A 25,367-nucleotide genomic window follows, 5' to 3' on the forward strand; every position below is an offset into this window, starting at 1 on the left:
GCAACATCTCATGAAGTGGCTTAAACAATTACAATCCCTTCACACTAAACTCGTTATTGTTTATGTATTACTGATTATTATTGGTATGCAAATCATCGGTTTGTACTTTACTAATAGTTTAGAAAAAGAATTACTCGATAACTTTAAAAAGAACATAACACAATACGCGAAGCAGTTAGATGTAAACATAGAGAAAGTTTACAACGATAATGACAAAGGTACGGTAAACGCTCAGAAGGATATCCAAAACCTTTTGAGTGAATATGCCAACCGTCAAGAAATTGGAGAAATTCGCTTTATAGATAAAGACCAAATCATCATGGCAACAACCAAGCAGTCTAACCGCGGTCTAATTAACCAAAAAGCGAACGACAGCTCCGTCCAAAAGGCACTTTCTCTAGGCGAAACCAATAATCACATGGTTCTCAAAGACTATGGTAGTGGTAAAGAACGTGTCTGGGTTTACAACATACCAGTAAAAGTCGATAAACAAACAATCGGTGATATTTACATAGAATCGAAAATCAACGACGTTTATAACCAACTGAACAATATCAATCAAATCTTTATCGTCGGTACTGCGATATCGTTATTCATCACAGTCATCCTCGGTTTCTTCATCGCCCGAACGATTACCAAACCAATTACCGACATGCGTAACCAAACCGTCGAGATGTCTAAGGGTAACTACACCCAACGCGTAAAGATATACGGTAACGACGAAATTGGTGAGCTCGCACTCGCCTTCAACAATCTATCCAAACGTGTTCAAGAAGCACAAGCCAATACTGAAAGTGAGAAACGACGACTCGACTCAGTTATCACACATATGAGTGACGGTATCCTTGCGACAGACCGCCGTGGTCGTGTACGTATTGCCAATGACATGGCACTCAAGATGCTCGGTCTCGCGAAAGAAGACGTCATCGGTTATTACATGCTTGGCCTTCTCAACCTTGAAAATGAATTCTCACTAGACGAAATCCAAGAAAATAACGATTCCTTCCTCTTAGACATCAACGAAGAAGAAGGCATTATCGTACGTGTTAAATTTAGTACCATCGTTCAAGAAACAGGATTCGTCACAGGTTACATTGCCGTGTTACATGACGTAACAGAACAACAACAAGTTGAACGTGAACGTCGTGAATTCGTAGCCAACGTTTCACACGAATTACGTACACCGTTAACATCAATGAACAGCTACATCGAAGCACTCGAAGGAGGCGCTTGGCAAGATGAAAGCCTCGCACCTCAATTCCTATCCGTAACACGTGAAGAAACAGAACGTATGATTCGACTCGTTAACGACCTACTTCAATTATCGAAAATGGACAACGAGTCAGATCAAATCACGAAAGAAATCATCGACTTTAACATGTTCATTAATAAAATCATTAATCGACATGAAATGGCAGCTAAAGATACAACATTCGTGCGTGAAATTCCGCAACAAACCATCTTTGCGGAAATTGATCCAGATAAGATGACACAAGTATTCGACAACGTTATTACTAACGCAATGAAATATTCACGTGGCGATAAACGTGTCGAGTTTCATGTGAAACAAAATGCACTTTACAATAGAATGACCATTCGTATAAAAGATAATGGTATTGGAATTCCAATTAATAAAGTAGATAAAATCTTTGATAGATTCTACCGCGTTGACAAAGCACGTACACGTAAGATGGGTGGTACAGGACTAGGTCTAGCGATTTCTAAAGAAATTGTCGAAGCACACAATGGACGTATCTGGGCAAACAGTGTAGAAGGACAAGGTACGTCTATCTTCATCACACTTCCTTGCGAAATCATTGAAGACGGTGATTGGGATGAATAGTAAAGAACATATCAAATCGATTATCCTAGGCTTACTTGTACTCATGAGTATCGTGTTGACATATATGGTCTGGAACTTTACGCCAGACCTCAATAATGTCGCTAGTTCAGAAAATAGTAAAAGTAATGAACCCAAACCACTCAGTAAACCAATGACAGCAAAAATGGATGGCACCATCACACCATTCCAAATCATCCACGCAAAGGATGATAAACCACAAGGAACAGTATCAACAGGCGATGCATTAGATAGCATCATCGAACCGTTGAAGAACCAAGAAGTCAAAACGGTTTCACACACTCATCGCGATCATAATCTCGTCATACCTGAATTAAGCAATGATTTCGTCGTACTCGATTTCACATATGACTTACCATTAACAACATACTTAAGCCAAGTATTGAATATCGATGCCAAAGTACCAAATCACTTCAACTTTAATCGATTACTCGTAGACCAAGATAACGACAATCACGTCGTACTCTACGCAATTAGTAAAGACCGACACGAAGTCGTGAAACTAAAAACATCAGCACAAGGTAAAAACATTGATAAAGCCTTAAAAAGTATCAAGCCAAACATGCAACCATATACAGAAATCATCACCAATAAAGATACAATCGACAAAGCAACACATGTATTCGCGCCAAGCAAACCTAAAGGCTTAAAGTCATACCGCATGGTCTTCTCAACAATGAACGTCGAAAGAATGAACTCCATCCTCTTCGATGATTCAACTATCGTACGAAGCTCACAAAGCGGTGCAACAACTTACAACAACAATACCGGCGTCGCAAACTATGACGGTAAGAGTGAAATGTACCATTATAAAAACTTATCCGAAGACGCGAAAAGCTCAAGTAACATGGAAGAAACCATTCCAGGTACGTTTGAATTTATCAATGGTCATGGAGGCTTCCTTAATGAAGACTTCCGTCTATTCAGCACAGATAATAAGAACGGTAAACTCACATATCAACGTTTCTTAAATGGTTATCCAACCTTCAATACTCAGAATTTAAACGAAATTCAAGTCACTTGGGGCAAGAAAGGTGTCTTCGATTACCAGCGTTCATTACTTAAGAGCAGCGTTCAATTGAACAGTGAAGAATCTAAGAACCTACCTACAGCCGAATCCGTGCGTTCAGCACTTGCCAATGATAGTAATATTGACTTTGAAAAGGTAACCAACCTCGCAGTCGGCTATGAAATGGATGACAAACCAGATAAAGATGATATTGAAGTTCAACGCAACAGTGAATTCACACCACAATGGTATGTTGAATACGACGGCAATTGGTACGTCTATAAAGATGGGAGGCTAGAATAAATGAACTGGAAACGCACTAAGACGCTATTCATTTTCGTATTTATTCTCGTCAACATCTTGCTCGTCATGATTTATATCGATAAAGTCAATAAAGCACAGATTAACGACGCTGAGAGTAGTAATCATGTTAATTTTCAGCAAGAGGAAATTAAAGTGCCTGAAGACGTGCTGAATAAGAGCGTGAAAGACACCAAACTCGCACAAATCACAGCACGTTCTAAGGACTTCTCAAGCTATGCGAAAGACCACTCTAGCCTGAGCACCTCAGATTCAGACAAGACACTTGAAGGCGACATAGACAAGACAGTGAAAGTCAGCGACAAGAACCTTCAAGACATTAAAGATTTTATAGCGCGTAACGTTTATAACGGTAAAGAATATCAACTCAGTGACTTAAGTTCAGACAACATGGCTTATGAACAAACATTCGAAGGCTACCCAATTATGAACAATAGTAAAGCGCGTTTAACCTTTAATTTAAATAATGGAAAGGCAACCAGCTATAAACAAACAGCCATGAATAACATCCATATGGCAGAAGGTTCAAACAGCTCGAAGAAACAAGTCATAAGCCCACGGAAAGCCGTCGAAGCACTTTATTACAATAGATATTTAAAACAACATGACCAAGTTATCGACGCACGCCTAGGCTACTACTCAGTCGTAAAAGAAACCAACGTACAACTACTACAACCAAACTGGGAAATCAAAGTCAAACACCATGGCAAAGACAACATAGAAACCTACTACGTCGAAGCCACCGACCAAAACCCAAAAGTTATAAATTAAGGTGCGAAGAAAAGCGCTTAGGTCGCGAGCAATAACTAGCATCAAGCGAAAATTGTTCCTCAAATTTTAGCGCGATGCGTATTATTGTCGAACGACCTGCTTTTCGTAGCCCGTCCATCATTCCAGCAACGTTTTTATACTACAACACACAAAACGACCACTCACCGAAGCAGAGTGGTCGTTTCTTTATGCAATTACGAAGCGGGCAGATATTAATATTCTACGTCACTAACTATTCATAAACTGACAATTGGCACACACCTGCTAAAATTGGTATAGTATAATATAAAGGAATTTTAGAGAACGTTTCGTTTCGAGATTAAATAATTAGAATCAACACACCTCGAAATCTCAATTATGACTCACATTCACGTGCAATAAGTTAAAAAACACAACTCAGAATACTATCACAAATCACAACAACATCCAAACGCACGTCATATCCACATCACACCCTAACAATTCTCAAACAAATAAAGATTGTACATATTAGAAAGGATGAAGCCGCTTGATACGTATGAGTGTATTAGCAAGTGGTAGTACAGGTAACGCCACTTACGTAGAAAGTGAGAAAGGTAGCCTACTTGTAGACGTAGGTCTAACCGGCAAGAAAATGGAAGAGCTATTCAGCCAAATTGATAGAAATATCAAGGATCTTAACGGTATCTTAGTCACACATGAACATATCGATCACATCAAAGGTCTTGGCGTCCTCGCGCGTAAGTATAACCTTCCAATATACGCGAACGAGAACACGTGGAAAGCCATTGAAAAGAAAGATAGTCGTATCCCCATGGATCAGAAGTTCATATTCAATCCATATGAAACGAAATCTATTGCAGGTTTTGATATCGAGTCTTTCAACGTTTCACATGACGCAATCGACCCACAATTCTATATCTTTAACAACAACTATAAGAAATTCACGATGCTGACAGATACAGGCTACGTGTCAGACCGTATGAAAGGCATGATTCGTGGCAGCGATGCATTCATGTTCGAAAGTAATCACGATGTCGATATGTTACGCATGTGCCGTTATCCTTGGAAGACAAAGCAACGTATCCTAAGTGATATGGGCCACGTTTCCAACGAAGATGCTGGTCTTGCAATGACAGACGTCATCACAGGTAACACGAAACGCATTTACCTCTCTCATTTATCACAAGACAACAACATGAAAGACCTCGCTCGTATGAGTGTAGGCCAAGTGCTGAATGAACATGATATTGATACTGAGAAAGAAGTACTTCTTTGCGATACGGATAAAGCTCAAGCTACACCAATTTATACGCTATAATTAAATAATAGTAAGACACCCGACCTACTTAAATATGAGATTTAAGTAGGTTCTTTTTTTGAAAAATCCTGTGGAAAAGTAATGGAAATTTAAGAAAATAACACTCAAGTTGGTCTAAAAAGTAGATAATATAAGCCTTAATTGTAAAAATTAGATTAAGACTACCTTAAAGTTATCCACGAAAATGTCCATAGTTATCCAGAGTTGTGTACAATACACACAGAAATACCCACAATATACACAGGGTTATCCACAAAATAACAGATTATTCCACAGAAAATGTGTATAAATCTCAAAAATAGTTAAGATAATATAAATATTATTGTTATAATAAGAGGGAATAGTGTGCACAAGTTAATAACTTGTGGATAAGTTGGATAAATCATACATATTTACATGGAGGATAAAATGAAAATTACAATCCTGTCAGTTGGAAAACTAAAAGAGAAATATTGGAAACAAGCCATAGCAGAATATGAAAAACGACTAGGAGCTTATACCAAAGTTGAAATAATAGAAGTTCCAGACGAAAAAGCACCAGAAAATATGAGTGACAAAGAAATAGAACAAGTCAAAGAAAAAGAAGGACAACGACTACTAGCTAAAATTAAACCACAATCCACAGTCATCACATTAGAAATTCAAGGCAAAATGTTGTCATCAGAAGGTCTAGCCAAAGAACTACAAACACGTATGACCCAAGGACAAAGCGACTTTGTATTCGTCATTGGAGGATCAAACGGCTTACATCAAGACGTCTTACAACGTAGCAACTACGCACTCTCCTTCAGCAAAATGACCTTCCCACACCAAATGATGCGCGTCATCTTAATCGAACAAATCTACCGCGCCTTCAAAATTATGCGCGGCGAAGCATATCATAAATGATGCGGTTTTTTCAGCCGCTTCATAAAGGGATTTTGAATGTATCAGAACATATGAGGTTTATGTGAATTGCTGTTATGTTTTTAAGAAGCTTATCATAAGTAATGAGGTTCATGATTTTTGACATAGTTAGCCTCCGCAGTCTTTCATTTCAAGTAAATAATAGCGAAATATTCTTTATACTGAATACTTATAGTGAAGCAAAGTTCTAGCTTTGAGAAAATTCTTTCTGCAACTAAATATAGTAAATTACGGTAAAATATAAATAAGTACATATTGAAGAAAATGAGACATAATATATTTTATAATAGGAGGGAATTTCAAATGATAGACAACTTTATGCAGGTCCTTAAATTAATTAAAGAGAAACGTACCAATAATGTAGTTAAAAAATCTGATTGGGATAAAGGTGATCTATATAAAACTTTAGTCCATGATAAGTTACCCAAGCAGTTAAAAGTGCATATAAAAGAAGATAAATATTCAGTTGTAGGGAAGGTTGCTACTGGGAACTATAGTAAAGTTCCTTGGATTTCAATATATGATGAGAATATAACAAAAGAAACAAAGGATGGATATTATTTGGTATATCTTTTTCATCCGGAAGGAGAAGGCATATACTTATCTTTGAATCAAGGATGGTCAAAGATAAGTGATATGTTTCCGCGGGATAAAAATGCTGCAAAACAAAGAGCATTAACTTTATCTTCCGAACTCAATAAATATATTACATCAAATGAATTTAATACTGGAAGATTTTATTACGCAGAAAATAAAGATTCATCTTATGATTTAAAAAATGATTATCCATCAGGATATTCTCATGGATCAATAAGATTCAAATATTATGATTTGAATGAAGGATTCACAGAAGAAGATATGCTAGAGGATTTAAAGAAATTTTTAGAACTATTTAATGAATTAGCTTCAAAAGTTACAAAAACATCCTATGATAGCTTGGTCAATAGCATAGACGAAATACAGGAAGACAGCGAAATTGAAGAAATTAGAACAGCACAAAAAGATAAGACACTCAAGGAAGTGGAAGCACCTAAAGGAATAATTCCAAAATATAAAAAAGGTGTATCAAAGACTACTAAAAATGATTCAGAAATTGAAAAATCAAATAAAGAGAATAAATTAACCGGTAAAGTTGGAGAAAAATTAGCGCTAAATTACTTTAATGAGCTAATTGATAATAAAATAGACGAAGATAAGAAAGAACAGTTTAGGAATATTTTAAATGATAATCCAGGCTCTCAACACGGTCATGGCTATGATTTAGTAGCTTTTGATCCAACAAATACAGATAAAGCTGTAGAAAAATTTATTGAAATTAAAACATCTACATCTTCTAGTATTGAGGAACCATTTTTTATGTCGCTAAATGAAATGTTTGCTATGAAAGAATATAAGCAGAAATATTTAATATTAAGAATATTTAATGTTTCCGGTAAAGAACCACAATTTTATTTTATAGATCCATATGCAAATTATTCTGAATTTAAAGATGTAGATGATCTCATTGACAAAGTATTTAATGTAGAAGCTATTCAGTATAAAGTTTTTGGCGAAAAATGATTACTTGAACAAGAGCTAAAATAAAATTGTGATCTAATAAAAATAGAAACTGTAATTTAAATAAAACTTTCTAAATAAGCTAACTGATAAAAAATCAGTTTGTCCACAGTCTGAAACAAGATTCCTATATTCTTTAGGAATCTTGTTTTTTCTATTTTTATGGTGATAAAGAGCAGATAAGATAATGTGTAATAATCACAAAAAAGTTAAATATTTTAAGGCTTGTTTAATTATTAATGATTTTATATATAAAGAGCAGTATAATAAAGTTGTTAATATATTATGAATAATATTCAAGTAATTTTATTGTTTTTTAATTTGTCGATATTTAAGTTGAGTTAAATTTAAAGGGTGTAATTTGTTTTACAATGATGAAGATAATTAGTCTATCAAAATAAAGGGGTTGGGACTGTTATGAGTGATAATTTGTCATTATTCATTGACTATATCAATGATAATATAATCTATGGTAGTGAAATCAAACGGGAGAAATTAGAGAATTTATTTAATCAATTTGCTATAAAAAATGTTGAAAAGAACATTGTCTATGATGAACTGAAATCTTTAGATATTACAATCATTGAGTCACAGGATTCATATAAAAATAAATTGAAGAGATTATTTTCGGTTCTGTTGCAAAGTAAAAAAATATAGCTAACCACTAATTTATCATGTCAGTGTTCGCTTAACTTGCTAGCATGATGCTAATTTCGTGGCATGGCGAAAATCCGTAGATCTGAAGAGACCTGCGGTTCTTTTTATATAGAGCGTAAATACATTCAATACCTTTTAAAGTATTCTTTGCTGTATTGATACTTTGATACCTTGTCTTTCTTACTTTAATATGACGGTGATCTTGCTCAATGAGGTTATTCAGATATTTCGATGTACAATGACAGTCAGGTTTAAGTTTAAAAGCTTTAATTACTTTAGCCATTGCTACCTTCGTTGAAGGTGCCTGATCTGTAATTACCTTTTGAGGTTTACCAAATTGTTTAATGAGACGTTTGATAAACGCATATGCTGAATGATTATCTCGTTGCTTACGCAACCAAATATCTAATGTATGTCCCTCTGCATCAATGGCACGATATAAATAGCTCCATTTTCCTTTTATTTTGATGTACGTCTCATCAATACGCCATTTGTAATAAGCTTTTTTATGCTTTTTCTTCCAAATTTGATACAAAATTGGGGCATATTCTTGAACCCAACGGTAGACCGTTGAATGATGAACGTTTACACCACGTTCCCTTAATATTTCAGATATATCACGATAACTCAATGTATATCTTAGATAGTAGCCAACGGCTACAGTGATAACATCCTTGTTAAATTGTTTATATCTGAAATAGTTCATACAGAAGACTCCTTTTTGTTAAAATTATACTATAAATTCAACTTTGCAACAGAACCGTATTATGGAATAGAGATGTTGGTAACATTTATACAGGATCATTATACTTAAGTTTAATTTCGTTATTACAGAACCACACATTCCAACCAGAAGAGAAAGTATGTCTATTTAGTTATGGTTCAGGAGCAGTAGGAGAAATCTTTAGTGGTTCAATCGTTAAAGGATATGACAAAGCATTAGATAAAGAGAAACACTTAAATATGCTAGAATCTAGAGAGCAATTATCAGTCGAAGAATACGAAACATTCTTTAACAGATTTGATAATCAAGAATTTGATTTCGAACGTGAATTGACACAAGATCCATATTCAAAAGTATACTTATACAGTATAGAAGACCATATCAGAACATATAAGATAGAGAAATAAACTAGTGGCCGATTGTGCTTGATGAGCTTGGGACATAAATCCTAACTCGAAATAAATAAGCATATCACTAAACTGATTTTTTAAAGTTTACAGTGATATGCTTATTTTTTTATCTTACGATTTTGTACGTGCATGCTTGCCTAGGGGTATGGCTCGAGCCATTAGTCTCTCGCACATACTATTCCCTCAGGCGTCAGCACTTACAAAATCGGTTGTAATTTTCATTTTTATACGCATTCTTACTGAGATTATACTAATAAGAGGAATAGTAAAAGCAATTCTAAGTAAAATTGCAGATAAGAGGTTTGTTAAAAGCAGTTCTAAGTAAAATTGCAGATAAGAGGTTTGTTAAAAGCAGTTCTCAGTAAAATTACAGATAAGAGGTACGTTAAAAGCAGTTCTAAGTAAAATTGCAGATAAGAGGTTTGTTAAAAGCAGTTCTAAGTAAAATTGCAGATAAGAGGTACGTTAAAAGCAATTCCATGCAAAATTGCTGATAAGGGGTAAGTTAAAAGCAGTTCTCAGTAAAATTGCAGATAAGAGGTACGTTAAAAGCAGTTCTAGGCAAAATTGCAGATAAGAGGTACGTTAAAAGCAGTTCTCAGTAAAATTGCTGATAAGGGGTAAGTTAAAAGCAATCCTAAGTAAAATTGCAGATAAGGGGTACAGAAAAACTAGACTTGATTACAAAATGGAGCTTGGGACATAAATGATTTTTTAAAAATGAGATGAGACGTAGATTAACTCCATAATCAATACGAATCTATCGACTTCTTTATTTATGATATTCATCTCTTTTTAATGGAAATAAAAGTGCGATTAATGTGATAATACAGTTACGTTAATTAAAAAAATAAAAATGCAAGGAGAGGTAATATGCTAACTGTATATGGACATAGAGGATTACCTAGTAAAGCTCCGGAAAATACAATTGCATCATTTAAAGCTGCTTCAGAAGTAGAAGGTATAAACTGGTTGGAGTTAGATGTTGCAATTACAAAAGATGAACAACTGATTATCATTCATGATGATTATTTAGAACGGACTACAAATATGTCCGGGGAAATAACTGAATTGAATTATGATGAAATTAAAGATGCTTCTGCAGGATCTTGGTTTGGTGAAAAATTCAAAGATGAACATTTGCCAACTTTCGATGATGTAGTAAAAATAGCAAATGAATATAATATGAATTTAAATGTAGAATTAAAAGGTATTACTGGACCGAATGGACTAGCACTTTCTAAAAGTATGGTTAAGCAAGTGGAAGAACAATTAACAAACTTAAATCAGAATCAAGAAGTGCTCATTTCAAGCTTTAATGTTGTGCTTGTTAAACTTGCAGAAGAAATCATGCCACAATATAACAGAGCAGTTATATTCCATACAACTTCGTTTCGTGAAGACTGGAGAACACTTTTAGATTACTGTAATGCTAAAATAGTAAACACTGAAGATGCCAAACTTACTAAAGCAAAAGTAAAAATGGTAAAAGAAGCGGGTTATGAATTGAACGTATGGACTGTAAACAAACCAGCACGTGCAAACCAACTTGCTAATTGGGGAGTTGATGGTATCTTTACAGACAATGCAGATAAAATGGTGCATTTGTCTCAATAGAAAGTTAGAGGTGAGTCTTACGTTTCAGTGACGGTAGACTTACCTTTAACATGTTACATACTAAAAAATTAATTTGAATAAGAAAGAGAGACATATATGAAATACGATGATTTTATAGTAGGAGAAACATTCAAAACAAAAAGCCTTCATATTACAGAAGAAGAAATTATCCAATTTGCAACAACTTTTGATCCTCAATATATGCATATAGATAAAGAAAAAGCAGAACAAAGTAGATTTAAAGGTATCATTGCATCTGGCATGCATACACTTTCAATATCATTTAAATTATGGGTAGAAGAAGGTAAATACGGAGAAGAAGTTGTAGCAGGAACACAAATGAATAACGTTAAATTTATTAAACCTGTATACCCAGGTAATACATTGTACGTTATCGCTGAAATTACAAATAAGAAATCCATAAAAAAAGAAAATGGACTCGTTACAGTGTCACTTTCAACATACAATGAAAATGAAGAAATTGTATTTAAGGGAGAAGTAACAGCACTTATTAATAATTCATAATAAAACAGTGAAGCAACCATCGTTACGGATTGCTTCACTGTTTTGTTATTCATCTATATCGTATTTTTTATTACCGTTCTCATATAGCTCATCATACACTTTACCTGAGATTTTGGCATTGTAGCTAGCCATTCCTTTATCTTGTACATCTTTAACATTAATAGCCATCATCATGTTTGGATTATCTTTATCATATGATATAAACCACCCAATTTGTCTGCCAGTTTCTCCTTGTTTCATTTTGAGTTCTGCAGTACCGGATTTGCCAATTAAGTTTGCATAAGATCTATAAATATCTTCTTTATGTGTTTTATTTACGACTTGTTGCATACCATCAGTTAATAGATTGATATTTTCTTTGGAAATAATATTTTTCTTCCAAACTTTGTTTTTCGTGTCTTTTAATAAGTGAGGTGCGTTAATATTGCCATTATTTTCTAATGCGCTATAGATTGAAAGGATCTGTACTGGGTTAATCAGTATTTCACCTTGTCCGTAACCTGAATCAGCTAATAATATTTCATTATCTAAATTTTTGTTTGAAATTTGAGCATTATAAAATGGATAATCACTTGGTATATCTTCACCAACACCTAGTTTTTTCATGCCTTTTTCAAATTTCTTACTGCCTAATTCGAGTGCTACTCTAGCAAAGAAAATGTTATCTGATGATTCTATTGCTTGTTTTAAGTCGATATTACCATTTACCACTTCATATCTTGTAACGTTGTAACCACCCCAAGATTTATCTTTTTGCCAACCTTTACCATCGATTTTATAACTTGTTTTATCGTCTAATGTTTTGTTATTTAACCCAATCATTGCTGTTAATATTTTTTGAGTTGAACCTGGTGAAGTTGTAATCTGGAACTTGTTGAGCAGAGGTTCTTTTTTATCTTCGGTTAATTTATTATATTCTTCGTTACTCATGCCATACATAAATGGATAGACGTCATATGAAGGTGTGCTTACAAGTGCTAATAATTCACCTGTTTGAGGGTGGATAGCAGTACCTGAGCCATAATCATTTTTCATGTTGTTATAAATACTCTTTTGAACTTTAGCATCAATAGTTAGTTGAATATCTTTGCCATCTTTTTTCTTTTTCTCTATTAATGTATGTGCGATTGTATTGCTATTATCGTCAACGATTGTGACACGATAGCCATCTTCATGTTGGAGCTTTTTATCGTAAAGTTTTTCGAGTCCCTTTTTACCAATAACTGCATCATCTTTATAGCCTTTATATTCTTTTTGTTTTAATTCTTCAGAGTTAATGGGACCAACATAACCTAATAGATGTGAAGTCGCTTTTCCTAGAGGATAGTTACGACTTTCTGTTTCATTAGTTGTAAGATGAAATTTTTTTGCGAAATCACTTAAATATTCATCCATTTTTTTAACGGTTTTAAGTGGAACGAAGGTATCATCTTGTACCCAATTTTGATCCATTTGTTGTTTGATATAGTCTTCAGAAATACTTAGTTCTTTAGCGATTGCTTTATAATCTTTTTTAGATACATTCTTTGGAACGATGCCTATCTCATATGCTGTTCCTGTATTGGCCAATTCCACATTGTTTCGGTCTAAAATTTTACCACGTTCTGATTTTAAATTTTCAATATGTATGCTTTGGTCTTTCTGCATTCCTGGAATAATGACGCTATGATCCCAATCTAACTTCCACATACCATCTTCTTTAACAAAATTAAATTGAACGTTGCGATCAATGTTACCGTAGTTTGTTTTAATTTTATATTGAGCATCTACTCGTTTTTTATTTTTAGATACTTTTTTTATTTTACGATCCTGAATGTTTATATCTTTAACGCCTAAACTATTATATATTTTTATCGGACGTTCAGTCATTTCTACTTCACCATTATCGCTTTTAGAAATATAACTGCTATCTTTATAAACTTGTTTGAAATTTTTATCTTCAATTGCATCAATAGTATTATTAATTTCTTTATCTTTTGAAGCATAAAAATATATACCAAACCCGACAACTACAACTATTAAAATAAGTGGAACAATTTTTATCTTTTTCATCAATATACTCCTTATATAAGACTACATTTGTAGTATATTACAAATGTAGTATTTATGTCAAAATAATGTTATAATTTTTGTGATATGGAGGTGTAGAAGGTGTTATCATCTTTTTTAATGTTAAGTATAATCAGTTCATTGCTCACGATATGTGTAATTTTTTTAGTGAGAATGCTCTATATAAAATATACTCAAAATATTATGTCACATAAGATTTGGTTATTAGTGCTCGTCTCCACGTTAATTCCATTAATACCATTTTACAAAATATCGAATTTTACATTTTCAAAAGATATGATGAATCGAAATGTATCTGACACGACTTCTTCGGTTAGTCATATGTTAGATGGTCAACAATCATCTGTTACGAAAGACTTAGCAATTAATGTTAATCAGTTTGAGACCTCAAATATAACGTATATGATTCTTTTGATATGGGTATTTGGTAGTTTGTTGTGCTTATTTTATATGATTAAGGCATTCCGACAAATTGATGTTATTAAAAGTTCGTCATTGGAATCGTCATATCTTAATGAACGACTTAAAGTATGTCAAAGTAAGATGCAGTTCTACAAAAAGCATATAACAATTAGTTATAGTTCAAACATTGATAATCCGATGGTATTTGGTTTAGTGAAATCCCAAATTGTACTACCAACTGTCGTAGTCGAAACCATGAATGACAAAGAAATTGAATATATTATTCTACATGAACTATCACATGTGAAAAGTCATGACTTAATATTCAACCAGCTTTATGTTGTTTTTAAAATGATATTCTGGTTTAATCCTGCACTATATATAAGTAAAACAATGATGGACAATGACTGTGAAAAAGTATGTGATAGAAACGTTTTAAAAATTTTGAATCGCCATGAACATATACGTTATGGTGAATCGATATTAAAATGCTCTATTTTAAAATCTCAGCACATAAATAATGTGGCAGCACAATATTTACTAGGTTTTAATTCAAATATTAAAGAACGTGTTAAGTATATTGCACTTTATGATTCAATGCCTAAACCTAATCGAAACAAGCGTATTGTTGCGTATATTGTATGTAGTATATCGAGCTTCACATGAAACAGCTAAAGAAGCTTTGGGCGATAAAGAGTTAAGAGCCATTGCACATGAGTTAACTAAAACAGTTAAGGATAACATGAGTGTTGATTGGTCTAAACGAGACAGTGCTAAAGCTAAAATGAGAGTTCAAGTTAGACGCCTATTAAAGAAATATGGCTATCCACCAGATCTTCAAAAAATGGCTGTGGAACAAGTTGTAGAGCAAGCAGAATTAATGGCAAGTCAGCAATAAAAAAATAAATCATAATGAGTCCGGGACATAAAGTTCTTGGATAAGTGAAAAAAGACAATTTCTATTGAAATAATATAGAAATTGTCTTTTTTATAAATTTTTTGATTATTTTCAGCTCGTTGAGCTACTACTTTTCTTATATTAAGTGCCATTAATACAAAACCAAGTTCTCTTTTGACTTTATTGAGTCCTCGGACAGACATCCGAGTGAAACCCAAAATAGCCTTCATAAATCCAAAAACAGGTTCCACATCAATTTTTCTTTGACTGTAGATATTTTTTGTTTCTGGTTCTGAAAGCTTTTTGTTAATTTGGGATTTAAAATATTCCCAGTTATAATTCTTCATTATTTTTTTGTTTGTTTTTGAATTGAAGTTCATACATTGATTTTTCAGAGGACATTCTGAACAATCATCACATTCATATAATTTGAAGTCTCGCTTATAACCATACTTATCATGACGATAGGCATATCTTTTAAAACCTAGCCGTTTATTATTCGGACAAATGAATTCGTCATTAATTTCGTCATAGTTCCAATTTTGAGTATTAAAGATGTCACTTTTATATTTTTTAGTTTTATCTTTTATAAACATTCCATATGTTATGAGTGGCGTTCGATTAAAGTCATCTATAATTGCCTTATAATTTGATTCACTACCATAACCTGCATCAGCTACAATATATTCAGGTAAATGACCGTAGGTCTCTTGAATTGAATTTAAAAATGGAATCATCGTTCTAGTATCCGTTGGATTTTGATACACATTATAAGATAAAACAAATTGGGAATTTGTTGCTATTTGTAAATTATACCCTGGCTTAAGTTGTCCATTTTTCATGTGATCTTCTTTCATTCTCATAAATGTCGCATCATAATCTGTCTTAGAATAACTATTTCTATCCTTTAAAATAGATTTTTGAAATTCGTATCGATACTTTCGCTCAAAATAATCATTGATTTGCTTTTTGTATTTTTTGATTTTAGTTCTTTTGAGACGTATTTGTTTTCTTGTTTTAGTACATTTTTCATTGTTGATATGTTGGTTTAAATCTTCGATTTCTTTATCTAAGTGACTACCAATCAAATCTATTTCTTCTTTTGTTAATTCATTATCATGATCTTCTTTAATTTCCGGTATGATTTTATTGGTTACCAATTCATGGTAGAGGGCTTTAGAATCCTCATTCATCTTTGATTCATGGTTTTGAATACTCTTTTTCCATACAAATGTATATCGATTGGCATTTGCTTCAATTTTTGTACCATCAATAAAAATAGCTTTATCATCTATAAGATTTTGTTTTACACACTGACTGTAAAATTGAATAAATAAAGATTCTAATAAAGCATCTACTTTTGGATTTACTCTAAATTGATTAATTGTTTTATAAGAAGGTTTTTGATTTTGTGATAGCCACATCATTCGGATGCTATCATTAAGCATTTTTTCTATTTTACGACCTGAGAATACAGATTGTGTGTAGGCATATAGAATCACTTTTAACATCATTTTAGGATGGTACGAAGTTGCACCACGGTGATGTCTGAATTCGTCGAATTCATTGTCAGGAATTGTTTCAACAATATCATTTACAGTAAAACGATGTTGATTTGTTTTGTTTCCATATTGACCTCCATGTATTTGCTATGATTTCAAAATCCATTTTTGACGTGCCTTAGGGTTGAGTGGATGCATAATTTCATTTGTTACTGGATTGATGAGCTTTTTTACTTTCTTTTTATGAGGTTTTAACATTTCCATCACTTGTTCGACACGGTCGATAACAACTGGTCGCTTCGCATAGGCACCATAAGCAAGAATCACTGTGTCACTTTCACTAATCGCTTTCATCAAATGAATATCAGTGTGCTCATCGTATGGATTTTTGATATGTTTGAGGTTTTCGGGTGTTCTAATATTAGAGAATAGATTTACAAGATATACAGCACCGTATCGTTCTGAATTGGCTAATTGGTTGAGGATAAGAACAGTTGTGAGATCGAGTGATAATACACCGTCTAAATGAGGATACATCGTTATCACTGTGCATGCAGCTTTCTTTTCATCCCATGTTTTCTTGAGTAAATAGCGGTGCTGTTCATCATCGCTAAATATGGCTTCTGTGTGTATCGTACTTTTGATTGTATTCATCATCGTCACTTCCTTTAGTATTCTTCTGGTAAAAGCATCACATAATAAAAAGCGTCCACGTCATCTTCACGAATGACGTAGACTTTCTTAGGTAATGCATTTTGATTTTTTTCATAGTTTGTATAGTGATATTCCAATTTGTATGTGGGTTGTTCTTGTTCATGTGTGATTGAGAGTATATTCTCATCTTCTTGTAATTTAAAAATGTGTAGGTAATCTGTATGAGGCTGGTTATCTTTTTTTTCTACCATGTGCCAAAGTAAGATTTGAAGGTCTAGTGGAATACTTTCATTAATTCCTCTTGTGATGTATCGATTGATTTTCATGCTATTTCCCTCCCTTCTGCTTTTCTTTCATGATGTCGATGATTTCGTTGATAACTGTGACGGATAATTGAGCAACTATGATCCAATTATTCATGGTCCTGACCTCCTTGTTTTAGTAAATGACGTTCATCAATAATGATATTTTGAGTATCTGTAAGGTACAGAAAGTCCATGTCAAAATGGTCTAAGTATCCGACACTGATGAGTTGGTTATTGGCATACATTAGAAATGGATAGATACTTAGCTCATGTAGTTCATCATTATAGTAGGTATAAGTCTCGAGTGTGAGATGTACCAGTGGAGAATCATTAATAAAACGTTCCGGTAGAATATTTTCTGCTGCTTCCTCCAGCGCTTCACATTCCCAAGCTTCGTTATTAGATAGTTGGAATAGGTGGGTTATATATTGTTTGAGTTCTTGAGTGATGGTTTTCATATTATTGCCTCCTAGATAGTGTAATAGTGATGTAGTTCATATACATCATTGAGATAATATATATTTGATTTGTCATTTATTACGAATCCCGGTGGGAATAAGAGAAAATTCCATATAAAAACCCGCTACAAACGTTGGTATGCCAAGGAAATCCTGAAATTCCGCCTATTTTGACAAACAATCAACTCATTATTTATAAGTATTGATGATAGGGTTGTGTCTCTGCTTCCTTATATATATTATTTATTTATAAAAAGTAACGGGATTTTGGGATTGTGCTTGCACAATCCTTCTGTTTCTTCGAATCTGCAAATCCCAATCATTTCCCGATAAAAAATCATTGTGGATGTTCTTTAGCAATTTCAATATAAGCATTGTATAGTTATGAAAAAATTACGACAATAACTGTTTCATTAGATAAGTGTTATTGAAATTGATAAAGAGCAATTCTTGAAAATAGTTAGATAAAATAAGCGAAAGAATATAGTGAAAATTATTGTTATAACAATGATTCTATTAGCTAAATAGTAAGATATAGTGTTTGGGGCAAAAATAAAGACGAAGTGCTGAGATGCACTTCGTCGAGTTGTTTATTATTGAAAAGTTGTTTAATGATTTCGTTATTAAGTTTGAGTGTGACATAGAATTGTTTTTTATGATTACCATCTTTTTTAATATCAATGCGATCAATCACTGATAGATACAATGCTTTGAGTCGAGATTTTTCTATGTGCTTAATATCATGAAAGATGTGTTGTAATAGTTTACTGATTTCTTTGGCATCAAATAAAGTCTTATCTTCATTTTGTTGATTTTTGAGTTGGTTGATTTGATTCGTAATGTCATTGAGTTGCTTTTCATATTTTTGAATACTTGGTCTGATTACTGATGTTAAGTCCGGATTATCCTCGATGGTTTTAATCAAGTTATTTATTTTGATTTGTACTTCATCATATTGTTGTTGCTTATAAGCAATATCGTGATGAAGTGCAGCGCCATCAACTTGATTTTCTTGATTGACGTGTGTTACTACGCGTTGAATGACTTTATCACTTTTGACTATTTCAAGTATTTGCTTCATCACATAATCTTCAATCACATCAGCTCTTACACTGTTTGCCGAACATACTTTGGAACCCTTGTTCCGAAAATTACTACATGAATAGTAACGAATACGTTTCTTAGTCCCGTCTTTAAGAGTATTCGTGGTATTGCTTGCTGCCATAGGTGCGCCACATTGGGGACAGTGAATAATGCCTGTAAGCAGATTCGTTCCTTTGCCATGGACTTGGGGTTTTTGACTGACTTGTTTCTTACGCATTTGTACTTTATCCCATAAATCTTGATTAATAATGGGGGAATGCTTACCTTCAGCTATCACTGGTTTATCATTCAGCCCTTTACGACGTTTTTCACTCCAATCTTTGTATTTCGCAAATTGAATTTTGCCGATATAGAAAGGGTTAGCTAAGATGTATGTGATTGAACTAATACTGAAAGGTTTCCCCTTTTTAGTGACATATCCTTTGTGATTCAATGCATTGGCAATTTTACGATAGCCATGTCCTTTGGCATAGCACTCGAATATATATTTTACAATATTAGCTTCATGTTGGTTAATCATTAGCTCGTGTTTACTATCTGGTATTTTGTCATAACCTAGTGGTAAATTGCCTTGATAATAGCCTTCTTGGGCACGTCTCGTTTGACCCATAAATACGTTCTCGACAATGTTATTACGTTCGAATTCTGAGAAACTCGCAAGTATCTGTAACATGAGTTTACCAGAAGAAGTATTGACTTCCATACGCTCTGACAAACTGAAAAATTCGACATTTTGTTTGTGTAAATCTTCGACAATTTTGAGAAGATCAGATGTATTACGAGCTAATCGGTTTGTTTTGTATACCATAACACAGTCGATATTGCCTTCTTTTGCATCTTTCAACATACGTTGGAGCTCAGGTCTGTTCATAGATTTACCTGAAATACCACGGTCAGCGTATATATCTTTAACTTCAAAATGATGGAAGTCACAGTATTCTTTGATTTGATTGATTTGTCCGTCGATACTATAACCTTCTGTGCTTTGCATTTCTGTTGATACACGTACATAGATACCGACACGTTTTGTTTTAAGTTGTTGCATTATGTTACATCCTTTCTTCATTTATGCAATCGATGATTGCATGGTTTGATTGACAATATTGAGTGGTTCATTTTTGAAATAGATTCCTATAAGATTTTTATCTTTCGTAATGTGAATGGTTTCAATATAGGGGTACAATATGTTTAACGTGAAACGTTTTTGAATAATATTTTGAATGATGTGTTGTATTTGATGCCCATTGATAGATGTAGTGCGTTGCGGTTGTTGACGTAATGATTGTGTTTGCTCTCTGAACGTTTCTGCATCAATGATGCCTTGTGCCAACTTTTCTATCAGTTGTTCTTGAGTCAATGTGTGATGTTTTTCTATGTTTCTTTGTCTTTTGATGCGTTTGTCAATCGCACTTTTAATTTTTGTGTAGATGCGTTGATTTTGATAAAAGTCTCGGCACACTTCTAATACTTTATCTTCAAGTGTTTGTGCATTGATGCCTTTAAAATCACAGACAAAGCGTGAAGCATTCATGTTTTTAGGACAGACGTAGTAACGTAATGTATGATTCTTTTTTCTAATGGTCATATTTGTAAGTGTTGCATTACAACATGGGCATTTGATTTTTTGTTTGAGTTGATTATCCGAAGGTGTCTGTTTGGTTTGTTTTTGCAATCGAAGTCTCTGCGCTTGCTCATATATACTTGTGGAAACAATAGAAGGAAACATATTGTCGAATTGGCCATATTGATTGTTGACACGACCACAATAATTAGGATTGATGATAATGTTACGAACTTGATAGGGTTGTCGATTGATATACGTGTTATCTTCTTCTAATAACTGTGCAATTTTCTTATAACCATGACCTTTAATGTAATAATTGAATACAGCCTTTACCGTTGGTGACTCATTTTGATTGATGATGAATGTTCCGTTGTGATATTCGTAACCAAAAGGTGCATGTGTTGTAATCAATCGACCTTGCTTTGCTTTTTCTTGAAGCCCATTTCTGACTTGTTCTCCAATGTTATCCGATTCAAGTTCGGCTAAACTGATGAAGATATTAAGCTTGAGTCGGTCGAAAGCTTGATCCATATCAAAGTAACCATCATGTACGCTTAAGATATGAACATGGTACGTTTGACATAATTTGATGAGTTTTAATGCATTTTTCAGATTACGATGCAACCTATTAAGACGATAACAGCATAATATGTCACACTGTCCTTGTTGAATTAATTGTGTTATTTGTCGATACCCACTACGATTATCTTTGCGACCTGATTGTTTGTCGCTATAAAAGTTGATATGTTGAATATGATGTTTTTCGGCTATTGCTTCGATAGCTTGTTTCTGTGCTGCAAGAGATTGTTGTTTCATCGTACTTTGACGTAAATAGCCTATGACTTGTTTCATATCGGCTCCTCCTTTCACAGTGATAATATATATTTATGGATGAATTGATATATAAGCCCAACATCAATGAGATGTTGGGCGTCCATATTAGTCATTTGTTTGATTGATTTCTTCAATTACCAAATCGGCTAATATCTCGATAAGTTCATCCATGTTTTTCACTCCGTTATTTGTTCTATCTTCAATACGTCGATTATTCAGTTTGATGCTTCACAGTTGTATGATAAAGACAATTAGAAATCTTCGTGAACTCCTGAAGGGCCTATCCCTTCATTAGCGGATTTAAAAAGTTCTTTCGCAGCTTTGTTATCATTTGACGGTGTCCAATTTTGAAGTAACGACTTATCTTTAGTTAATCCGAGGATAGATGCAAACTCTACATCTAATTTTAGATGGTAAAATACAAGTGATTGTTTTTTACCGCTATTATCTTTGACACTTCTTTTAGTTGTTTGGCGTCCACGGTCAGCTAATATGAAACCTTTATCTCTTAAGGCGTTGACAACATTATTAACATCTTGAAATTGATGATTGTTTAGCATCTGTTTAAAAACGTTCGCAATTATTTTTACTTCGATATGGTCATCTTTTAATGAGATTAATCCATAGTTCTCAAACATATTTTTCAAAGCACCTTCATCTGAAAACTTACCTCTGTTTTGTGCCACAAATTGAATGATGACATCAATAGCTTTATCAGCTAATGAGCGTTCAGAGACTGTATGAGTATGATAATCAATAAAGTAGTCTCTTATATTAGCGATATCAATATCTGTAGATAAAACACGACCTAATATTTTCGCAGATGTTGTAATGACTGCATAACGCTTAAACATACGAATACCTGTATTGTTTGTTTCATCTTTCAATTTAGCTTCAAACCAATCTACTTCCTTGTAAAACCATTGAATAACTTCATCTTCACGATTTATAAGATATTTAGCTACTAACGGTAAAACATGACCATAGTTTAGTGCTACAGCTTTTTTAATATTGTCAGCATTGGTCGCATTTGTAGTGAATTGTTCATTAATCTCGATGGTTCTTACACGTAATCCATCGTTTTGAGCTGAATCATTAAAAATACTGTATTCTGACGTTGAAATGACAGAAGTACCCCAATTCTTAGGCGTTTTAACTTCTCCATGAACGTTTGAACGTTGACGACCTTGACCTTCAGCGATGGAATATAACAAACCCGTGGTATCTCTAAGTGTCGTAGATGAAAGCTCATCAAATACTATAGGAATGCCATAATTGTTACTCAAATAACCTTCAAGTGCGTTTCGTGTGGCATTCCAACTTCTAAAAAGAGTTTCATTACCTTTGGTAGGGTTACCAGCGACTGATACAGCTAAAGCAGCTGCGGTTGACTTACCGGTTGAGGATTGACCTGTAAAACTAAAGAGAATTCCTGCAAATTCGATTTCATGTTTATGCTTCAGAAAACTTGTCACTAAGGCAGAAATCCCAAATATGACTGCCAATTCTAAAAGAAGATGACCTTTAACCTCGTCAATATACATGTTAAACCAATTATCAAATGTACCTTTAGGAGTTAAGTCATAAGCACTATCTACAATAGGGTATGAAGGTGAGGACTGATTAAATTGAATAGATTTGAGAACTTTATCTAGCGATATCAAGTAGCCAAAAGGTGTCTCTAGTATACCTACACCCTCATATAATTCAGAAAGTGGTAATCTATCTCGCATCAATTGCAAGGCATAACTCAATGATCTAATATACTTCTCGTTAATACTGTAGCCATATTTAATTAAAGAAGGTAAGTTTCGTGTTGTTAAGATATCAGACTCAAAAATGTCTTTTTTACCATTGTTGTTAGTAATAATCAACTTTTCAACACCAGTAATTGGATCAGAAAATCTTGCATTAACAATAATAGGGCTAGCCATTCTAACCACTTTTTCACTGTCACCATCTTTTTTAGGTGGTATCGTTTCTTTCCAACCGAAGGAATCTAAAGCAAATGGGCCAATTTCAAACAATGTGTAACTCATTAGCAATCACCTCCTTTCGAAGGCGTGCTATTATTGCATGGGTTTATCCCTATTTTCTGATATAATAAACTGCCATTTTTTGTTCCTACAATTTTAAATGGTAATCCTGGCGTGTACTTAATCCAGTAAGCAAAACGACGTCCTACTTCACGTTGATCATTCGTGCTACAAACCACATTATATTTCTTTCTTAATTCACCATAAGTGAACGTACTTCCAACTGGTTGTTGAAAAGATTTAGCAATTATAAAATTATAAAGCTTTTCTTGCTGCTTAGATTTCTTATTCATTTTAAAATTCCTCCAATAATTTTTAAGGAGTCAATCAATATCATATAGGTTAAACTATCTTCAATTGATTGCTATAATAAGCATAAATGAAGCATTATGATTAGACGCGGAACAAAAAATGGGGAGGGGGGGTATATATTGATACCTACGCTAGAAGAAATTATTGATAAGTATGGAAACTTAGTTGATTATTTGAAATTTGATGTAACAGTTGAGGTTTATGAAGATTTGTTGTTATTAAGAAGTTTAAGCGATTTAAATGAACATCAAAAGATGGATAGAGTTTCATTTATAAAAAAACATTTAAACTCAAATTTCGATTATTTATTAGATGATACTGAGTTTAGAAGTATCAATAAGATTTACAGTAATTTAAATATCATGACGCATATCAATAGTCAAAATAATAATTTTAAACGTAATCCATTTATAAATGAAGAACAATTGAAATCACTACTCGCGATAAAGAAAGTAGATGCACATATGAGTTATGATTCAAATATTACTTCAAAAGCATTGGCAGAAATAAACAAAACGCAAAAAAGATTAGTTACAAAGATAGACACACTCTATAATCAGTCAAAAAAAGAAAATGAATATGTACGGTTAGGAGAAAAAATATCGTATACAAAATTGGAGAATCATTGGAAATATTTATATAATGAGATTCAGTTTTATAATCTTAATAATCAATTGATTAGTTATGTTGCATTAGAACAGGAATATGCTTGGGCTTTTTTAAATGAACTATTTTATTTGATAGAATTGTATTTGAAGGCATTTAAAGGACAAAAGAAAACAGATTATGAGTTTGGGAAAAAATTAAACGAATTTATTCAATCATATGTCATTATTTTACTTATAGATATACGATTACCTGTTGTTAGATTATATATTATTAGAGACATTGTAGATACATGTGAAGGAGAAAAAGATAATTACAAAAGAATTACACTGATAGAAGAATCTATTAAAAAGTATAGATACGTAAAAGATCAGATTAAAAGATTTAAAAATGGATTAGAAGAATCGTTATTAAATGCAACTTTATCTATTGAACAAAATATGTTGAAAGTTAAAATTGATTATTATAAAGCCTACTGCTTTCCTAGAGAAAAAACAAAGCATAACAATATTGAGTACAATGTATCGTTGTTTTTTAAAGCATTAGATGCCTTAAAGAAATAGTTTTTCACTGAAAATATTTATAGATATAATTAAAATTAATTAATATTAAGCCAGGATAATGTAGTCTTAATCGTTCTGAAATACGAAAAATGTTGTGGAAATCGCGTGAAATAATCAGAGGAATCGTTTGAAATCATCGTAGTAATCGCGCGAAAATCACGTGAAATAATCAGAGGAATCGTTTGAAATCATCGTAGTAATCGCGCGAAAATCACGTGAAATAATCAGAGGAATCGTTTGAAATCATCGTAGTAATCGCGCGAAAATCACGTGAAATAATCAGAGGAATCGTTTGAAATCATCGTAGTAATCGCGCGAAAATCACGTGAAATAATCAGAGGAATCGTTTGAAATCATCGTAGTAATCGCGCGAAAATCACGTGAAATAATCAGAGGAATCG

Annotated in this window: 21 protein-coding genes and 2 pseudogenes; 13 read left to right on the top strand and 10 right to left on the bottom strand. The window is 33.2% G+C overall.

Annotation, left to right across the window (positions count from 1 at the left end; genetic code table 11):
• The first annotated feature begins 10 nt into the window (after positions 1-10).
• From walK to JMUB898_RS00135, 7 genes are all read left to right on the top strand, one after another.
• Positions 11-1,843 (top strand): cell wall metabolism sensor histidine kinase WalK, encoded by a 1,833-nt coding sequence (gene walK / locus JMUB898_RS00105; RefSeq protein WP_002445018.1) that lies wholly within the window; start codon positions 11-13, stop codon positions 1,841-1,843.
• Entirely contained in the window at positions 1,836-3,173 is a 1,338-nt protein-coding gene (yycH, locus tag JMUB898_RS00110; RefSeq protein ID WP_002445016.1) for a two-component system activity regulator YycH, read from the top strand. Before walK ends, yycH begins: the two co-directional genes overlap by 8 nt.
• Positions 3,174-3,962: a two-component system regulatory protein YycI gene (locus tag JMUB898_RS00115; protein ID WP_002445014.1), complete on the top strand. Its 789-nt coding sequence runs from the start codon at positions 3,174-3,176 to the stop codon at positions 3,960-3,962. It begins immediately after the preceding gene.
• A gap of 517 nt (positions 3,963-4,479) precedes the next feature.
• Positions 4,480-5,262, top strand: coding sequence for an MBL fold metallo-hydrolase (locus JMUB898_RS00120; RefSeq protein ID WP_002445012.1), 783 nt, complete (start codon positions 4,480-4,482; stop codon positions 5,260-5,262).
• A gap of 408 nt (positions 5,263-5,670) precedes the next feature.
• Complete coding sequence (rlmH, locus tag JMUB898_RS00125) at positions 5,671-6,150, top strand: 23S rRNA (pseudouridine(1915)-N(3))-methyltransferase RlmH (RefSeq protein WP_037541778.1); 480 nt, start codon at positions 5,671-5,673, stop codon at positions 6,148-6,150.
• 321 nt (positions 6,151-6,471) lie between these two features.
• Positions 6,472-7,728 carry an MrcB family domain-containing protein gene (locus JMUB898_RS00130; protein ID WP_000566670.1) on the top strand — a complete coding sequence of 419 codons (1,257 nt, stop codon included), beginning with the start codon at positions 6,472-6,474 and terminating at the stop codon, positions 7,726-7,728.
• Between the two features lie 414 nt (positions 7,729-8,142).
• Positions 8,143-8,382, top strand: a complete 240-nt coding sequence (locus JMUB898_RS00135; RefSeq protein WP_001282728.1) for a hypothetical protein — start codon at positions 8,143-8,145, stop codon at positions 8,380-8,382.
• 31 nt (positions 8,383-8,413) lie between these two features.
• Here the strand turns inward: JMUB898_RS00135 and JMUB898_RS00140 are convergent, their stop codons facing one another.
• Positions 8,414-9,088 carry an IS6-like element IS257 family transposase gene (locus JMUB898_RS00140; protein ID WP_001106057.1) on the bottom strand — a complete coding sequence of 225 codons (675 nt, stop codon included), beginning with the start codon at positions 9,086-9,088 and terminating at the stop codon, positions 8,414-8,416.
• A gap of 35 nt (positions 9,089-9,123) precedes the next feature.
• Here JMUB898_RS00140 and JMUB898_RS00145 point away from each other — a divergent pair, with 35 nt between their 5' ends.
• The 3 genes from JMUB898_RS00145 to JMUB898_RS00160 all read left to right on the top strand — a co-directional run bounded on the left by JMUB898_RS00145 (position 9,124) and on the right by JMUB898_RS00160 (position 11,658).
• Positions 9,124-9,513 carry a hydroxymethylglutaryl-CoA synthase gene (locus JMUB898_RS00145; protein ID WP_020444595.1) on the top strand — a complete coding sequence of 130 codons (390 nt, stop codon included), beginning with the start codon at positions 9,124-9,126 and terminating at the stop codon, positions 9,511-9,513.
• 876 nt (positions 9,514-10,389) lie between these two features.
• Positions 10,390-11,133 carry a glycerophosphoryl diester phosphodiesterase gene (locus tag JMUB898_RS00155; protein ID WP_000958858.1) on the top strand — a complete coding sequence of 248 codons (744 nt, stop codon included), beginning with the start codon at positions 10,390-10,392 and terminating at the stop codon, positions 11,131-11,133.
• A 96-nt stretch (positions 11,134-11,229) separates the two neighbouring features.
• On the top strand, positions 11,230-11,658 hold the full coding sequence (locus JMUB898_RS00160; protein ID WP_000872606.1) for a MaoC family dehydratase: 429 nt from the start codon (positions 11,230-11,232) through the stop codon (positions 11,656-11,658).
• 45 nt (positions 11,659-11,703) lie between these two features.
• Here JMUB898_RS00160 and mecA read toward each other — a convergent pair whose 3' ends face one another.
• On the bottom strand, positions 11,704-13,713 hold the full coding sequence (gene mecA / locus JMUB898_RS00165; protein ID WP_001801873.1) for a PBP2a family beta-lactam-resistant peptidoglycan transpeptidase MecA: 2,010 nt from the start codon (positions 13,711-13,713) through the stop codon (positions 11,704-11,706).
• Between the two features lie 96 nt (positions 13,714-13,809).
• Between mecA and JMUB898_RS00170 the strand changes: the two genes are divergently transcribed.
• Complete coding sequence (locus JMUB898_RS00170; protein ID WP_001549960.1) at positions 13,810-14,796, top strand: beta-lactam sensor/signal transducer MecR1; 987 nt, start codon at positions 13,810-13,812, stop codon at positions 14,794-14,796.
• Positions 14,786-15,028, top strand: a pseudogene (locus JMUB898_RS00175) (type I restriction enzyme endonuclease domain-containing protein); the annotation flags it as partial. The gene JMUB898_RS00170 and the pseudogene JMUB898_RS00175, both read left to right, overlap by 11 nt.
• Here the strand turns inward: JMUB898_RS00175 and JMUB898_RS00180 are convergent.
• The 8 genes and pseudogenes from JMUB898_RS00180 to ssb all read right to left on the bottom strand — a co-directional run.
• Positions 15,019-16,629, bottom strand: a pseudogene (locus JMUB898_RS00180) (IS1182 family transposase); the annotation flags it as partial. The pseudogenes JMUB898_RS00175 and JMUB898_RS00180 sit on opposite strands and share 10 nt — an antisense overlap.
• A 48-nt stretch (positions 16,630-16,677) precedes the next feature.
• Positions 16,678-17,184 carry a DUF1643 domain-containing protein gene (locus JMUB898_RS00185; protein WP_001092189.1) on the bottom strand — a complete coding sequence of 169 codons (507 nt, stop codon included), beginning with the start codon at positions 17,182-17,184 and terminating at the stop codon, positions 16,678-16,680.
• Between the two features lie 14 nt (positions 17,185-17,198).
• A complete protein-coding gene (locus JMUB898_RS00190; RefSeq protein ID WP_000700851.1) occupies positions 17,199-17,510 on the bottom strand; it encodes a DUF960 family protein in 312 nt (103 codons plus the stop codon).
• Between the two features lie 86 nt (positions 17,511-17,596).
• Entirely contained in the window at positions 17,597-17,947 is a 351-nt protein-coding gene (locus JMUB898_RS00200; RefSeq protein ID WP_000849672.1) for an SAUGI family uracil-DNA glycosylase inhibitor, read from the bottom strand.
• Between the two features lie 520 nt (positions 17,948-18,467).
• The gene (gene ccrB, locus JMUB898_RS00205) at positions 18,468-20,096 is read right to left on the bottom strand and encodes a cassette chromosome recombinase CcrB (RefSeq protein ID WP_001186608.1); all 1,629 of its coding nucleotides are present in this window, start codon (positions 20,094-20,096) and stop codon (positions 18,468-18,470) included.
• Between the two features lie 21 nt (positions 20,097-20,117).
• Positions 20,118-21,467 (bottom strand): cassette chromosome recombinase CcrA, encoded by a 1,350-nt coding sequence (gene ccrA, locus JMUB898_RS00210; RefSeq protein ID WP_000815640.1) that lies wholly within the window; start codon positions 21,465-21,467, stop codon positions 20,118-20,120.
• 233 nt (positions 21,468-21,700) lie between these two features.
• Complete coding sequence (cch1, locus tag JMUB898_RS00215; protein ID WP_000122620.1) at positions 21,701-23,488, bottom strand: cassette chromosome replicative helicase; 1,788 nt, start codon at positions 23,486-23,488, stop codon at positions 21,701-21,703.
• Complete coding sequence (ssb, locus tag JMUB898_RS00220) at positions 23,488-23,778, bottom strand: cassette chromosome ssDNA-binding protein (RefSeq protein WP_001036438.1); 291 nt, start codon at positions 23,776-23,778, stop codon at positions 23,488-23,490. The genes cch1 and ssb overlap by 1 nt, the downstream gene beginning before the upstream one ends.
• Before the next feature lie 138 nt (positions 23,779-23,916).
• Here ssb and JMUB898_RS00225 point away from each other — a divergent pair, with 138 nt between their 5' ends.
• The gene (locus JMUB898_RS00225) at positions 23,917-24,966 is read left to right on the top strand and encodes a hypothetical protein (RefSeq protein ID WP_000613248.1); all 1,050 of its coding nucleotides are present in this window, start codon (positions 23,917-23,919) and stop codon (positions 24,964-24,966) included.
• The last annotated feature ends 401 nt before the right edge of the window (positions 24,967-25,367 follow it).

The organism is Staphylococcus caprae (genome assembly GCF_003966625.1).
Classification (GTDB): domain Bacteria; phylum Bacillota; class Bacilli; order Staphylococcales; family Staphylococcaceae; genus Staphylococcus; species Staphylococcus caprae.

Bases quoted from the DNA above. Each gene is read 5' to 3' on its own strand.
- walK (WP_002445018.1), top strand. From the start codon at position 11: ATGAAGTGGCTTAAACAATTACAATCCCTTCACACTAAACTCGTTATT.
- yycH (WP_002445016.1), top strand. From the start codon at position 1,836: ATGAATAGTAAAGAACATATCAAATCGATTATCCTAGGCTTACTTGTA.
- JMUB898_RS00115 (WP_002445014.1), top strand. From the start codon at position 3,174: ATGAACTGGAAACGCACTAAGACGCTATTCATTTTCGTATTTATTCTC.
- JMUB898_RS00120 (WP_002445012.1), top strand. From the start codon at position 4,480: ATGAGTGTATTAGCAAGTGGTAGTACAGGTAACGCCACTTACGTAGAA.
- rlmH (WP_037541778.1), top strand. From the start codon at position 5,671: ATGAAAATTACAATCCTGTCAGTTGGAAAACTAAAAGAGAAATATTGG.
- JMUB898_RS00130 (WP_000566670.1), top strand. From the start codon at position 6,472: ATGATAGACAACTTTATGCAGGTCCTTAAATTAATTAAAGAGAAACGT.
- JMUB898_RS00135 (WP_001282728.1), top strand. From the start codon at position 8,143: ATGAGTGATAATTTGTCATTATTCATTGACTATATCAATGATAATATA.
- JMUB898_RS00140 (WP_001106057.1), bottom strand. From the start codon at position 9,088: ATGAACTATTTCAGATATAAACAATTTAACAAGGATGTTATCACTGTA.
- JMUB898_RS00155 (WP_000958858.1), top strand. From the start codon at position 10,390: ATGCTAACTGTATATGGACATAGAGGATTACCTAGTAAAGCTCCGGAA.
- JMUB898_RS00160 (WP_000872606.1), top strand. From the start codon at position 11,230: ATGAAATACGATGATTTTATAGTAGGAGAAACATTCAAAACAAAAAGC.
- JMUB898_RS00185 (WP_001092189.1), bottom strand. From the start codon at position 17,184: ATGAATACAATCAAAAGTACGATACACACAGAAGCCATATTTAGCGAT.
- JMUB898_RS00190 (WP_000700851.1), bottom strand. From the start codon at position 17,510: ATGAAAATCAATCGATACATCACAAGAGGAATTAATGAAAGTATTCCA.
- JMUB898_RS00200 (WP_000849672.1), bottom strand. From the start codon at position 17,947: ATGAAAACCATCACTCAAGAACTCAAACAATATATAACCCACCTATTC.
- ccrB (WP_001186608.1), bottom strand. From the start codon at position 20,096: ATGCAACAACTTAAAACAAAACGTGTCGGTATCTATGTACGTGTATCA.
- ccrA (WP_000815640.1), bottom strand. From the start codon at position 21,467: ATGAAACAAGTCATAGGCTATTTACGTCAAAGTACGATGAAACAACAA.
- cch1 (WP_000122620.1), bottom strand. From the start codon at position 23,488: ATGAGTTACACATTGTTTGAAATTGGCCCATTTGCTTTAGATTCCTTC.
- ssb (WP_001036438.1), bottom strand. From the start codon at position 23,778: ATGAATAAGAAATCTAAGCAGCAAGAAAAGCTTTATAATTTTATAATT.